Here is a 14,500-nt window from a genome sequence, read left to right as displayed (position 1 = left end):
TGATAGAGGTATTCTATAACCATATGCGAATAGCCTCTCATACCAGATTATATGGTAAATATGGACGTCAGTCTACCAATCCTGATCACATGCCTGATGAGCATCGATTATATATTGATCAAACGCCTAAAAACGCTAAAGCTTGGGGAAAAGATATCGGACCTAACACATTAATGGTGGTGGACTATTTCTTTAAACATGCCCAAATAGAAAAGCAAGCCGTCCAGTCGGTATTTACACTCAAAAAAGTTTTGAGAAAATATGCGACATATGAATTGGAACGCGCTTGTGAAGATGTGTTACGCGCTACGAAGAGACCGACGGTCTCTTTAATTAAAACAATACTAAAAAATAATCAAAAACGTACAGCAGAAAGTCAATCAGAACAGTCAACGGAACAAGTGAATAAAGACTATGGCTTCACTCGCGGAGCAAATTATTATGGAGGGCAATCACATGATGAATGAAGAAACCATTCGAAAATTAGTTGAAATGAAATTGGCCGGCATGGCCGATGGTTATAAACACCAATCACAAAATCGACAGTACACAGAAATGGACTTTGAAGAACGTTTTAAAATACTAGTAGATCAAGAACATTCTCGTCGTAGAAGCAATCGCCTTCAACGTCTCATACAACAAGCGCAATTCGAAATTCCAACAGCAGCCATAGAAGATATTCAGTACTTTGATGATAGACGACTATCTAAAGAAGATATCTTACGTCTCGCTAGTGGTTTATATCTAGACAATCATCATAATATCATTCTAATGGGCGCGACAGGTGCTGGTAAAACATATTTAGCTTGTGCATTAGGTGTTTCTGCATGTCGTCAATTTTATAACGTCCAATATGTGCGATTGCCTGACTTACTAGATGAATTTAAAATAGCAAAAGCTGAACCAACTGATAGTTATAAGAAACTTATGCGCAAGTATACGAAGAAAGACCTTATGATCATCGATGAATGGCTTCTGCATGACTTATCAGAAGAAGAACTTTTCTTAACGATGGAAATAATAGAAAAACGGGAAAGAAAGGCTTCAACGATATTTTGTACGCAGATTGGTACAGGTGGTTGGCACGCTAGATTAGGTAGTGGCCCCACTGGAGAAGCTGTCATTGATCGTATCGTGCATAATGCTTACACCATTATGATTGATGGAGAAGTCTCCATGCGAGAACGGCTAGGTTTATCAAACGGATTCTAACAGCAGTTATAAAAAAATCATTCCACTCAACTTAACATATGTTTAATTTGGGTGGGATGAATCAACAGTGGTAACATGACATGGCAAAGGGTGGTACATTTCGTGGCAACAGGTGGTTAAAAGCTTGTCACTAGTGGTACATTCCTTTGGCAGTAGTCATTAAGAGGAGATACTCAGTATTCGTTTATGGAGATGAGGAATGAATTCAAAAAAGAAGTGTGGCATAAATTAACATCAGATGAGCGATCTTATTTTATCGCTTTTTCGCAACATCATGGAATTCCCACTAACCTCATTGATGTAACCACTTCTCCATTAGTTGCCCTCTATTTTGCATGCGAATTTAACGAACCGCTGGAGGTAGATAAGGAGAAAGAATTAGGTTTTGTGTATTTATTTGAAGATAATTTCATAGACATTACAAACATTTTGACAAAGTTTAAAGATGAAATTTTTTTGGATTTATATGCTTATAATAGAAATAATATCCTGTTTGATCTGTCTAATTTAGCGTAACCTATCCAATAATTTAGATAATAAATGATGAGACGAATGGTGATTTGAATGAATCGAATATACTATTGTTCAAAAAATAACCAAATATATTTTTTAAAAGCTCGCATCTGTTAAGGAATGCGGGCTTTTTTATTGCTCCCATTGATTATAGTCATTGGTACAGGTGTGGTAACAAACGGGTTATTAGGAGAGATGTTTCGTGGAAGTGTATGGTGGGAGTGCGGGATGGAATTATGTTTGTTTTTCAGGTAAAAGGTACCACGTAGTATCAAGGTGGAAAAATGGAGGGATTGAGATGGAAACGACTCAAAAAAGGGGGAGAGGATGCTATTTTATGTTCTTTCGAGGATTCCTTTTGTTCGATCTCTAATAGTTATAGTAGCTCCTATCATCGAGTATTGGAAACACTTTATATTTTCACTACTGATTGTTCTTTTGTTGCAAATTAACCTATTTGAGGGCTTTAAATCATATTCTTTACCTATTAGTTCCTTGGCTTTGTTATTTATATTTTGCTAATAGGGCTAATTATAAAAGTTACCCCAATACGTAAGTACCATGCGGCTGAACACATGGTGGCAAGAGTGTACGAAGTAGACGGAGGAGACCTAGCATTGGATAAAGTAAGAAAGCAAAATAGAACCCATAACAATTGTGGAACAAATTTAGTGACATCAATTCTGATTTGTTACATTTGCTGTTTTTTTATGTTGGTGATGGGTTTTTGGTAATGCTTGTCTCCTGGGGTATAGGCTGTGAAATATGGAAAGCTGAACCAAAAGGAATCTGGAACATCATGTTAGTGATTAGGGGGATATTACAATACTATCTTTTTACATCAAAGCCTAATGACCGATACTTACTTGTTGCAATTGAGGCAATGAAGGCATTGGAAGAGTATGAATCAAACATAGAAAAAACTGAATCCGTAATGAAAAATCTGATGAATCTAGTCTAAATGCTTGATATAATAGTGTTATGAAGGTTATTTTCTTCAAATATTATTTCACCAGGTAGGTGTCGTCATGGAATTTATTCTTGAAGCTTCAGATGAAACATTATCAACCCATTCAGGATTAGGTTTAATTGGTCTACTCTTATCAAAAACAAATGTTTATGAACGTCTCTCACATATTCATTTGCCCATTATAAAAACACTGCCGTTTATCTCAAATGGTGATATTATTCACTCATATCTAGGTTTACTCTGTCAGAGTAAAAATGATTTTAACCATATCAATCCCTTCCGGGATGATCCATTTTTCTATCGTGCACTTGATATTAAAAAAGTGCCATCAAGTAGTACGTTACGTCAACGAATGAATCAAATAGCGACGAAGCGAGAAGACTGGAAACCCATTCTCTTAGAAGAGTCTGTCTATCTCATTAAACAGTTTGATTCTCCAATAATGCCTACTATTCTTTCAGATGGTCACACAGCGTATGCGCCACTCGATCTTGATGTCTCACCATTTGATAACTTTAACACGAAGAAAGAGGGCGTTAGCCGAACATACAAGAGGGCTGCGACGGTTATGCACCAAACTTTTGTTATTTAGGTCAAGAGGGTTACGTTGTTAATGTTGAATTACGCGAAGGAAGTACACACGCACAAAAAGAGACGGATCTCTTCCTACAAGAATCCATTCGGTATGCCAAAAGATTAACTGAACTTCCTTTACTCGTTCGTGCTGATGCCGGAAACGATAGTACTTCAAATCTAAACGTTTGCGTAAATGAAAAAGTAGATGTCATCATTAAACGTAATCCTCGGCGAGAAAGGGCAGAGACGTGGTTAGCGATTGCCGAACAACGCGGACAAGAAGTGCCTTCGCGCGAAGGCAAACGGGTCTTTTATGGTTCAGTTGAAGTCACACCAAAAAATATGAACCAGCCTCTCCGTCAAGTATTATTAATTCCTGACTTATCATTCGAAAGCTACTGGACAACACTAGCTGTTGAACCTGAAGAAGTCATCAATCTTTACCATGAGCACGGAACGTGCGAACAATACCACAGTGAATTAAAAACGGATTTAGACCTAGAAAGGTTTCCGTCAGGAAAATTCGCTACCAATGATTTAATCTTACATTTAGGTTGTTTCACCTATAATCTCTTACGGCTTATTGGCCAAGAAAGCCGTAAGAAAAACGATGCACCCGTGAAGAAAAAAGTCTTTCGACGCCGTGTAAAAACAGTCATTCAAAACTTAATTACACTTGCTTCGAAGATGGTGAGACACGCACGTAAACACTATTTAAAATTCGGTAATAATAGCCCGTGGTTTCTTACTTTCAAACGCGTCTATACCGCCTTTTTGTGTTGATTATTTGTTCATAAATTAGGATAAGCATTCACTATGACATCTGTTTTTAAAAATAGTTAAGCGCAGGTGTATTTAAGCATGCCTTAAAAAAACGATGAATGCTCTGTATAACTATCGTTGTAACGTGTCTCATAGCTTATCAATAAATCGCAAGATGTAAATAGTGAAATATCACTTCAAAAATCTGTTTTTCGACCACTTATCACGGATTCAGGTTGAAGTGTCAATAGATAAAAAAGGAAATTGGTTCAAAATATTAGTATAATTAATAATTCGAAGTTTAGGAGGATAAATAATGTGGGCAGATAATGCTTCAAAGATAGATATGCTCTCATATGAGCCATATGCTGAATTACTGTATGACATTTCAATGAGTGAAAGAGTAAACCCCTTGACTGTAGGTTTACTGGGGAATTGGGGTAGCGGAAAGTCGACTGTCTTAAATCTTATAGAGAAAAAGATTAAGAGCGAGAAAAACCCTAATGTTGAAACTGTTTTTGTGAATGCATGGATGTTTGAAGGATATGATGATGCAAAAACAGCACTCATGGAGGTAATATTAAGGACTCTAGAGGAAAACGAAACAATTAAGGAAAAAGTAGGAGAGTCACTAAAAACTCTTAGAGAAAGAGTTGATTGGTTCAGACTAGGAGGGTATGCAATAAAAAAGGGGATTCCCTATATGGTTAATGCTACTCTTGGAAACCCTTTACCAATGATAGTTGACGGGATTAAAACGCTGGTTCCAAAGAATGGGGAACAAACTGAGGAATTAATTAAAGAGCTTTTGAAAACTAAGGAGTTTTTCAAGGAACAACCTAATGATAATGTGGTACAGAACATCAGGTTGTTTAGAAAAGAGTTTGAAAAAATGATGAGTGATTCAAAGCTAGATAATCTAATTATTATTATTGACGACTTGGATAGATGTAGTCCTGAACGAATCATCGAAACCCTTGAAGCTATAAGGTTATTTCTGGCGGTCACAAAAACAACATTTATCATTGCGATAGATGAGGATGTTGTGAGTTATGCAGTTCAAAGTAAATATCCAAAGATAGATGATGCAACACTCAATATTTCAAAGGATTACATTGAAAAAATAATTCAGATGCCCATTCGAATTCCAGAGTTGTCAGATAATGATGTGAAAAACTACTTAAAGCTATTAATATGTGAAATATTTTTAAAGGATGACCATTTAACAAGACTACTTCTTGGATTAAAGGAACGACAAGTCTTTGTTAAAGGTGAGATTATAAGTCAAGACGAGATTCTAGCAATCTTAAAGTTGGAGGAGTATGGGGAAGAGGAGGTCTTTAAAGCTGGTTCCTCAAAAGAGGATTTTGAAGTTCAGTTAGATATATTCAATAGAGTTGCAGAAATCATTGCTTCAACTCTAAAAGGTAACCCTCGTCAAGCAAAAAGGTTTCTAAACACCTTTTATATTAGAAAGAGACTATCAGAAATTCAAGGTTTGAAGTTGGATTTAAGTATTCTTGCAAAATTAATGGTTCTGGAATACACACATATAGAATTATTTAGAGAACTTTATGTTTGGCATGTGAAGAGCGAAGGATATGCACGTGAATTGGAAGACCTAATCAAATTTCCCCTTGAAGAATCAACTGAAACTAATGAATTAAAGCAGAAGTACAGTAGTATGTGGTTCAAACCAATTATTCAGCAATGGCTCGAGGTGGAACCTGTTAATATTCATGAAGAAGATTTAAGGCAGTATTTCTATTTAGCTAAAGAGGCAATAAAGGAAAAAAATATTTCAATGTTGAATTTGACCGCAGAAGAAAGAAAATGGGTTAATGATGTTTGTGCGGAGGGACTCAATGAATCATTGAGGAAGCAAAAAATTGAGGAACTCTCTATGGCAGAGAATATAGACCATTCAAGAGTAATTAAAGGTATTATAGCAAAATACCATTCTGATAGAGAAGCAAATGTGAAAATTTTAATAGGGGTATATGAGCAGTTTTTAAATCTAAGGGGTGAAATCCTGAAAGAGATTAAGAAACTACGGAAAGAAGATTTTAGTCCACCAATTATTAAGAACTTCAACATAATTAAAGGAATCAATGCTCAAGATTACGAAGAGCTAAAAAAGTACTTTGTTGATGAAGGGAAAATAGAAAGAGCATTTTGGGAGCGAATTGAGAATCCGAATGGATAGGAGGGAAGTTTATAATGGGGACATCAAAAGGATATATGCCGCCTACTGGACACTTATGGAGTGATGCTAAAAGGTCAGTTTCTGGAATGGCCAGGAACAATTATAATCCAGATTCAATAGGAAAAGCAATGTCGAACTTTTCAAAAGCAAACGGGAGTAGTGGTTCACGGAAAGAGGGCAATTCAGCAATAGGATCGTCTGGATCCAAAGCGGTAAATTTTGCAGGATTAGTAAGAAATTTTGGACTTAATTACTCATTAAATGAAGTGGGTTTATCATATTTAGTTGGTAGAAGCCCTGAAGAAGTATTTGCAGGATTAATTGATTATTTTTCGGTGGGAAACAATAGTCTTCAACAATCAATAGCGGATCAGGCAATGCAGGAGTATATGGAAGATATGATGGGTAATGTCAGAAATGAAGATGAACTTCAAGAAGCATTCTCAAACTTAGAAACGGATATTTTTATAAGGGATTATCTCACAAAATTTCTAAAAGTATCTTTTTTCACAAACTTTGCCGAAAAAATTAATTCTCTATGTAATGATATTGGGACAGCAATAAAAATGCAGGGGAGGATTAGTGAGTATATTCGGCTTGAAATTGCTGAAAATTATCAATTAGATGGACTAAAGAATATTGACTGGAAGGGCCGGGAAGGACGGAATTATATTGAAAAGAAGTGTGAAGAAGTATGGATGATTTTTGAAATGTGGGGTGATTCGAAATGAATGGTATTTGGTTTGTTAAGAACAATGATGAAATAGAAAAGCCAGATGGTGCTATATTTAATTTATCACCTAAAAATAATAAATCTAACGTAAAAACCGATGTCGAAAATCTCTGGAGAATGTTCAGTCTTCAATATTTACCTGAAATTGTAGAGGATTTATTGATTGTTGGGATTACTGTTTTCACAGCAGATAAAAAGATTCCTAGAAAAATTGCTGGAGATGGTTGGAGTAGGGAACTTAATTTAAATATTCCCGTTCTACAATACGAAAAATGGAACTCGGTGAAAAAAATATTAGATGAAACTCTATCTTTTCTTAGTGGCGATAAATGGGATATTTCTTTTTACTCAACGACTGAAAGGTTTAGAGGGGATAAAGTAAATAAAAAGTATAACATCAAAAGTGCTTCCTCATTTGATTGTGTTTCCCTATTTTCTGGTGGACTAGACTCTTTTTGTGGTGCTTTATCTCTTTTAGATAATAAAAAAAATCCACTATTTGTAGGGTTTAAAGAATACAATCTACTGTTAAGGAGACAGCAATTATTAATTGACTCAATTAGAGATCATTATAGTCAATCAAATTTAGACTTTGTTCAATTTAACGTTTCGCCAAGGAGACCCACAAATATTTCAAAAGGTACCCTATTTGGAGAAAGTACAAGCAGAAGTAGATCCTTCTTATTTATTACAGGTGCTATAGCAGTTGCTGCAGCTGTAGGTAAGAATACCCCTGTATACATTCCAGAGAATGGGTTTATAGGCATAAATGTTCCTTTAACACAAAGTAGATCTGGAAGTTGTAGTACTAGAACAACGCATCCATACTTCCTGAAAAGGGTTAATGAATTACTGAGTAAATTGGATATTGGTCATCGAGTGGAGAATTTTTATTCAACAATGTCCAAAGGTGAAATTATTAACGAGCAAAAAGGAAATTTTGTATTCAAAAATATGTATATGGAAACATTGTCCTGTTCACACCCTTGTCAGGCTAGGTATGATGGAGAAAGTCCACCGCTAAACTGTGGATATTGTTACCCATGCTTAATACGTAAAGCATCTTTGGTTACTAATGGTTTTGTAGAAGATAAATACAATCCGCACTACTCGTTAAATAAAGAATTTATTTATGAGAATAACAAAATTGATGGAAAGGCAAGTGACCTCAAAGCTATATTATTTACCATCAGAAGATTCGTAGATAATGAAGGTAAACCATTTTTCACCAAAGGATTACTACGAAAACAAGGTTATTTAACCAGTAAAGAGTATGAATTATATGAACGACTATATAGAGAATCTATAAAGGAGTTGCTAACTATGGTGGAATATGAAGATAAAGCAAATGGTGGTCAATTGAAAGAATACATGGGATTGAAATAGGAATATGAGAAATTTTGTCGATTTTCATGTCCACATTGACTATTATCCCAACTACAGGGAAATATTCAACTACTATGACAATAACAAAATTTATGCTCTTTTTGTAACCAATTTTCCAGAGGTGTTTAAAAAATCATTGGAAAGTTTCTCTGCTTCTAAATATGTAAAAATTGCCTTAGGATATCATCCCGAAATGATAAAAATTAAGCCCTTTAATAAAAGGCTTTTCAATCAATACATTGGAAAGTCGAAGTACCTAGGTGAAATTGGATTAGATTATTCTAAACAGCTCTATAGATTTCGTGATGAACAAGTTAAGATTTTTCGTTATATTTGTCAACGGGGAAGTGAAGAGCAGAAGGTATTTTCAATACATTCAAGAAATGCGGAGAAGGATGTATTAAAAATACTAATCGAAACAAACGTTAAATATGCTGTATTCCATTGGTATACAGGAACCTTGGATGCATTACAAGAAATACTTGAAGCAGGTTATTATTTATCTTTGAATCCTTCAATGTTAAGGTCAAAAAAGGGAAAAGAAATAATAAAAAGTTTACCTTTAGATAGGATCCTTGTTGAGACAGATGGTCCATATGGTTCTATAGGAAGAAAAAGTATTGTTCCCAACGATATTCCAAGGATTTATGGTGAGTTTGAACAATTTTTAGGAGTGGATGATTTCAGATCTATAGTCTACCAAAACTTAAACGAATTACTTGTTAAACAAATGAAAGGGTAAGGATAGATTTAAGCAGTCTACCCATATCTACTATGTGCCAACAAAATAATTATGTTCCGAACAAAATAAAAACGTTCCTTAAATAAAAATAATGTTCCAAATCCGAAGGTTTTTCCGGTGTTTTTCCGGCTAGCCTTCGGATTTTTTATTGCCAATTTCTCCGGATTTTCAACCGCACTCCGACTTAATTTTCATTCAAAACCAATCCTGATCCAACCGTTTTTTTCTGCATGGGTATCTTTCAAACCTTTCTCTGTAAGGGTTCAAGCACATTCATTTCTTATTCAGTTGGTTTCTACACGTAATAGAATCTGTGTTTTATCTTGTCTGATTCAGGTAGAAAATCAAGCTGCTTCCCGTCTATTCCTTCTCTATTCTGGAACGTAATTATTTTCTCGAAATGAGTGTAAAATCGTTACACAAATGAGTGAAAATGGGCAAAAAGCTGGAACATAATTTTTTTATGAAGGAAACGAAGGGGAGAGAGGAAAAGGGACCTGAGCCCTTGGGAGATAAGGGGGTGAGGGGGATGGGAAGGTGAGGCGGTTTTGGAACACAATTTTTTGAGGGAGACATTAATAGTTACAGCAGTTAGTTCGTTTTAAACATTATAACGTTATATTGACTAAATAAAATTAAAATGATAAGATACTTTTTAAACAGGTAATCAAATGAAAGTACCACTTAAATTTATAAAAAAGGATGGTTCCTTATGGTTAATAGTTTGGTTCTTCGAAACGTAAAGACAGTAGAAGAGAAAGTGTTTGATTTAGTAATAAAAGAAAAAAAAATTGTAGATATTGCTTCTTCAGGCCAAGGCATTGGAGAGGAAGTTATTGATTTTAAACAAAAAGTGTATATTTCTAGTGGTTGGATTGACATGCATGTCCATGCTTTACCTGAATTAGATCCTTATGGGGATGAAGTGGATGAGATTGGATATAAATTAGGTGTAACCACTATTGTTGATGCGGGTAGTGCTGGGAGTGATAATTTTCATAAGTTAATTAATTACTCGAAAAGTGCCAAGACAAATGTATTCGCTTTCTTAAACGTATCTAAAATAGGTTTACAGAGGATAGATGAATTATCTAATTTAACTTGGTTAGATGAAGATGCTTTACTTTTAACGCTAGACAAATATAAAGACTTGATTGTTGGGTTAAAAGTAAGGATGAGCAAAAGTGTAGTGGGGAAAAACGGATTAGAACCTTTAAAAGTGGCGAAAAAGCTGTCTAATATGACGTCGCTGCCTTTAATGGTACATATCGGATCAGGGCCACCAAGTATTGTTGAAATCTTAGAAATGCTTGAATGCAATGATATTATCACGCATTATTTACATCCTAAAAAAAATAATATATTTGATGAACTGGGAAGACCGTTGCCTTCATTTATACAAGCATTGAACAGAGGGGTTCATTTAGATGTTGGGCATGGGAATGCGAGCTTTTCATTTTCAACTGCAAAACAAGCAAAAGACCATAATATTAAATTTAATACAATTAGCACGGATATATATAGAAAAAATCGTTTGCAAGGCCCTGTTTACAGCATGTCTGATACGTTAACTAAATTCTTATATTTGGGTTATTCCTTAAAAGATGTGATTGATGCTGTTACAGTAAATGCGGCAAAGTGGTTGAAAAAACCTGAACTTGGAAGGGTTTCTGTTGGAGATGTTGCGAACCTCACCTTATTTTCTGTTGAAGACCAAGCCATTATGTTAAAAGATTCTACTGGACTAGAATATAAATGTGACAAACAAATCAGTGTAAGAGGGGTTGTTGTGAATGGTGAATACATTGAATGCTAAATATGGACTAAAACGAGTGATTAACGCTAGTGGAAGGATGAGCATTTTAGGGGTTTCTGCTCCATCAAGTACAGTAATGGAGGCTGTAACACGTGGAGGGAGAAATTATGTGGAAATGGCGGACTTAGTTGAAAAAGCCGGAGAGCACATTGCAAACCTTTTAGAGTCAGAAGCGGCCATCGTTGTTAATTCTGCATCTAGTGGTATAGCTTTGTCAGTGGCGGCTATTATAACCAGAGGTAACCGCCGGAAAAGTGAGAGGCTTCATCAAGAAACGATACCTAAAAATGAAATCATATTACTGAAAGGTCATAATGTGCAATATGGTGCACCAGTTGAAACGATGGTACATCTTGGGGGCGGGAATTTAGTTGAAGTAGGCTATGCTAATGAAGGGAAAACAACACATATTTCAGAGGCAATAAATCAACATACAGCAGCAATCTTATATGTGAAGTCTCATCATACTGTTCAAAAGAATATGATTTCTGTTGAAGAAGCATGGCAAGTGGCACAGGAGCATCACATACCACTTATTGTTGATGCGGCTGCAGAAGAAGATTTGAAAAAGTATGTACATGTGAGTGATCTTGTCATTTATAGTGGTTCAAAGGCAATTGAAGGACCGACGTCTGGAATTGTAGCTGGTAAGAAAGAGTATATCAATGGGTTGAAAGTACAAATGCATGGTATCGGTAGGTGTATGAAGGTTGGTAAGGAATCTATATTTGGCTTACTACAAGCTTTAGAAGAGTTTTTTGTTAAAGATGATAATAGTGATAATGAAAAGACAAGTCTTGAAGCACTTAAAGAACTTCGAGACATTCATGGTGTCGATGTAAAGATTGTTCAAGATGAAGCTGGTAGGGCTATATATAGAGGAAGGGTACATATTGATTCAGCTGTCACACAGATATCCGCTAAAGAGGTAACTGACAAGTTGCGAAGTGGTAATATTGCTATTTATACTCGAGATTATGGTGTGCGTCAGGGGTACTTTGATATTGATCCACGTCCATTAAAGGATAATGAAGTCGATATAATAAAAGACAGATTAAAGGCTATTTTAGGAGGAGAATAACAATGAGTATAGAAAAACGTTTCTATAAAGGTCGGGTCGCACTAAATGTTTTAGCAAATAGTATTGATAATGCAAAAAAAGTTTTTGAAGCAGCTGACGGGTATGTATTAGTAGGTGTCCTTTCTAAGGACTATGATACCGTCAATGAAGCAGTATCCGCCATGCAGGACTATGGCAATGCAATTGATCAAGCTGTTTCTATTGGGTTAGGTGCAGGGGATAATAGACAAGCTTCTGTCGTTTCAGAAATTTCTAAGTACTATTCTGGCAATCATATTAATCAGGTATTTCCTTATGTTGGAGCGACAAGAGCAAACTTAGGCGGAAAAGCTAGTTGGATTAACGCCCTTGTTTCGCCGACAGGTAAAGTAGGTTATGTCAATGTATCAACGGGTCCAATAAGTTCTAATTCAGAACATGCAGTTATGCCAATTAAAGCAGCCATTGCTCTTGTTCGCGATATGGGTGGACAGGCGATTAAGTATTTTCCGATGAAAGGTCTACAACATGAAGCTGAGTTTCGAGCGATTGCAAAAGCATGCGGTGAAGAGCAATTTGCTTTAGAACCTACAGGTGGAATTGATTTGGAAAATTATTCAACCATAGTAGGAATTGCTTTAGAAGCGAACGTACCTAAAATAATTCCTCATGTCTACTCATCTATTATTAACCCTGATACCGGTGAGACGAGTACGTCAGACATGAAAGAACTATTGACAATGACGAAAAAGTTGGTTGATCAGTATGACTAAAAATGTGTTCTCTTTCGGAGAAGTGATGATGCGCATGACGGTTCCAGGTTATGAATTACTGACGCAAGCAAATACTTTACGCTATTCTTTTTCAGGTACTGGCGTTAACATTGCCTCTGCTATGATAAAATTAGGTTATGAGGGTTACCTTGTGACTAAACTACCCGATAATCCAATAGGTGACGCCGCATTATCTTTTTTGCAAAAATTAAGTATCAAAAATAATTATATTACCAGGGGAAGTAAATATCTTGGGATGTTTTTTTTGGAAAACGGTTTTGCACAACGAGCAAGTAGAGTAACGTATACTAATCGATTAGAGAGTAGTTTTAATACTTCAGTTTTAGCCGACTATAATATAGATGAAATAGCTAAAAAAGCTGATATTATTCATTTATGTGGCATTACGCTGGCTATGACTGATCAAGTACGTGAGAGTATGAAGCAATTAGCTAAAAAAGTAAAAGAGCAGGGTGGGTTGGTTTGTTTTGATTGTAATTATCGTCCCTCTCTGTGGGAGGGAGGTTATGAGGAAGCCAAGCCGCACTATAAAGCTATGCTTGATTTAGCTGATATTGTTATGATGAATGAAAAAGATGCGATGTTTGTGTTAGGTATGCAGACGAATCAAACAACAAGAGAAGAACAATTAAAAGAACTTATTCCTCAAGTGGCAGAAACCTTCAATATCAATATAATAGCGGGAACGCATCGAAAGATAAATGCAGATAATACACATGTACTTAAAGGCTACATATACAAGAATAACAAATTTGTCTTTTCAGATAATCGTTCATTTACTGTTCATGATCGAATTGGTTCAGGGGATGCTTTTACGAGTGGTATTCTGCACGGCGAACTAGCGGGATTTAAGCTGGAGAAAACCGTTGAATTTGCTGTATCAGCAGGGATGTTGGCATGTACGATTTCAGGAGATACACCAATGTCAACTGCGGCCGAAATAGAAGCTGCTATGTTATATGAGACAGCGGATGTTAATAGATAAGTAATGGGGTGAAATTTAATTGACTGTTAAAAGAAAAAAAGGGCTATTGTATTTACAGATAAAAGAGGTGGTTAAGGACCGCATTCTAAATGGTGAATATCCATTAAATGAGAATATTCCTTCTGAGCCTCAATTGGAGAAAGAGTTTAAAGTAAGTAAAATTACAATAAGAAATGCCATCAAAGAATTGGTACAAGAAGGTTATTTGGAAAAGAAAAGTGGCAAAGGGACCAAAGTGATTGCAAATGTATCGGGGACAAGACTTTCTAAAGGAAAGCGATTTACAGAAGTTTTAGTAGAAGAAGGACATAGAATGACAAAAAAAGTACTAAGTATTGAGAAGCTTTTATTGCCTCAGGAATCAATGCTATATACTATTTTCGGGGAAGACTGCTTAAAGGTGGAGCGCGTATACTTCTTAGATGGAGATCCTTACATCTATTTCAATCACTACCTACGTATAAGTTTAACGAGTGATGAGGTAGAAAGTATTGAGATTAATTCTCTTTACCGTTATTTGGAGCAGTCTAATATTCGATTAGAATCATTTAGAGATGAGTTTACAGTGGGCTACTTATCTAAGCATATTGGAGAAGTATTAAGTTTACCAGAGGGTTCGCCTATATTGAAACGAATAAGACGTTCAAGTGATGAAGAAGGACAGATAGTCGAGTATAGTGAAGGCTACTACAACATTGAGAAACATAACTATGTTGTAGATTATAATGATTCAATCAGTAAGTAG

At 35.7% G+C, this 14,500-nt stretch carries 12 protein-coding genes and 2 pseudogenes; all 14 read left to right on the top strand.

All coding sequences use genetic code 11. The annotated features are described in order from the left end of the window. Nucleotides 1-467: pseudogene (locus BM163_RS13790) on the top strand (IS21 family transposase); the annotation flags it as partial. After that, nucleotides 457-1,212, top strand: coding sequence for an ATP-binding protein (locus BM163_RS09570; protein WP_177200260.1), 756 nt, complete (start codon nucleotides 457-459; stop codon nucleotides 1,210-1,212). The pseudogene BM163_RS13790 and the gene BM163_RS09570, both read left to right, overlap by 11 nt. Before the next feature lie 192 nt (nucleotides 1,213-1,404). Continuing rightward, on the top strand, nucleotides 1,405-1,728 hold the full coding sequence (locus tag BM163_RS09565) for an FRG domain-containing protein (protein WP_244946856.1): 324 nt from the start codon (nucleotides 1,405-1,407) through the stop codon (nucleotides 1,726-1,728). Nucleotides 1,729-2,231: 503 nt separating this feature from the next. Then, entirely contained in the window at nucleotides 2,232-2,459 is a 228-nt protein-coding gene (locus tag BM163_RS14210; RefSeq protein WP_089802557.1) for a DUF1385 domain-containing protein, read from the top strand. Nucleotides 2,460-2,753: 294 nt separating this feature from the next. Continuing rightward, nucleotides 2,754-4,054, top strand: a pseudogene (locus BM163_RS09550) (IS1380 family transposase). A gap of 295 nt (nucleotides 4,055-4,349) precedes the next feature. Beyond that, complete coding sequence (locus BM163_RS09545; protein WP_089802553.1) at nucleotides 4,350-6,239, top strand: KAP family P-loop NTPase fold protein; 1,890 nt, start codon at nucleotides 4,350-4,352, stop codon at nucleotides 6,237-6,239. A gap of 14 nt (nucleotides 6,240-6,253) precedes the next feature. Next, nucleotides 6,254-6,970, top strand: a complete 717-nt coding sequence (locus BM163_RS09540) for a Qat anti-phage system associated protein QatB (RefSeq protein ID WP_089802551.1) — start codon at nucleotides 6,254-6,256, stop codon at nucleotides 6,968-6,970. Further along, nucleotides 6,967-8,358, top strand: a complete 1,392-nt coding sequence (gene qatC, locus BM163_RS09535; protein WP_089802549.1) for a Qat anti-phage system QueC-like protein QatC — start codon at nucleotides 6,967-6,969, stop codon at nucleotides 8,356-8,358. Before BM163_RS09540 ends, qatC begins: the two co-directional genes overlap by 4 nt. Nucleotides 8,359-8,362: 4 nt before the next feature. After that, complete coding sequence (locus BM163_RS09530) at nucleotides 8,363-9,100, top strand: TatD family hydrolase (protein WP_089802546.1); 738 nt, start codon at nucleotides 8,363-8,365, stop codon at nucleotides 9,098-9,100. 712 nt (nucleotides 9,101-9,812) lie between these two features. Beyond that, entirely contained in the window at nucleotides 9,813-10,916 is a 1,104-nt protein-coding gene (locus BM163_RS09525) for an amidohydrolase/deacetylase family metallohydrolase (protein WP_089802544.1), read from the top strand. Beyond that, the gene (locus BM163_RS09520; protein ID WP_089802542.1) at nucleotides 10,894-11,997 is read left to right on the top strand and encodes a DgaE family pyridoxal phosphate-dependent ammonia lyase; all 1,104 of its coding nucleotides are present in this window, start codon (nucleotides 10,894-10,896) and stop codon (nucleotides 11,995-11,997) included. The genes BM163_RS09525 and BM163_RS09520 overlap by 23 nt, the downstream gene beginning before the upstream one ends. A 2-nt stretch (nucleotides 11,998-11,999) precedes the next feature. Continuing rightward, entirely contained in the window at nucleotides 12,000-12,749 is a 750-nt protein-coding gene (gene dagF / locus BM163_RS09515; RefSeq protein WP_089802540.1) for a 2-dehydro-3-deoxy-phosphogluconate aldolase, read from the top strand. Continuing rightward, entirely contained in the window at nucleotides 12,742-13,755 is a 1,014-nt protein-coding gene (locus BM163_RS09510) for a sugar kinase (RefSeq protein ID WP_089802538.1), read from the top strand. The genes dagF and BM163_RS09510 overlap by 8 nt, the downstream gene beginning before the upstream one ends. Before the next feature lie 19 nt (nucleotides 13,756-13,774). Continuing rightward, on the top strand, nucleotides 13,775-14,500 hold the full coding sequence (locus BM163_RS09505) for a GntR family transcriptional regulator (protein WP_089802536.1): 726 nt from the start codon (nucleotides 13,775-13,777) through the stop codon (nucleotides 14,498-14,500).

Source organism: Halolactibacillus alkaliphilus, assembly GCF_900115465.1.
GTDB lineage: Bacteria > Bacillota > Bacilli > Bacillales > Amphibacillaceae > Halolactibacillus > Halolactibacillus alkaliphilus.
Note: the sequence above shows the minus strand (reverse complement) of the source record. Positions and strands in the feature narration are given on the sequence as shown.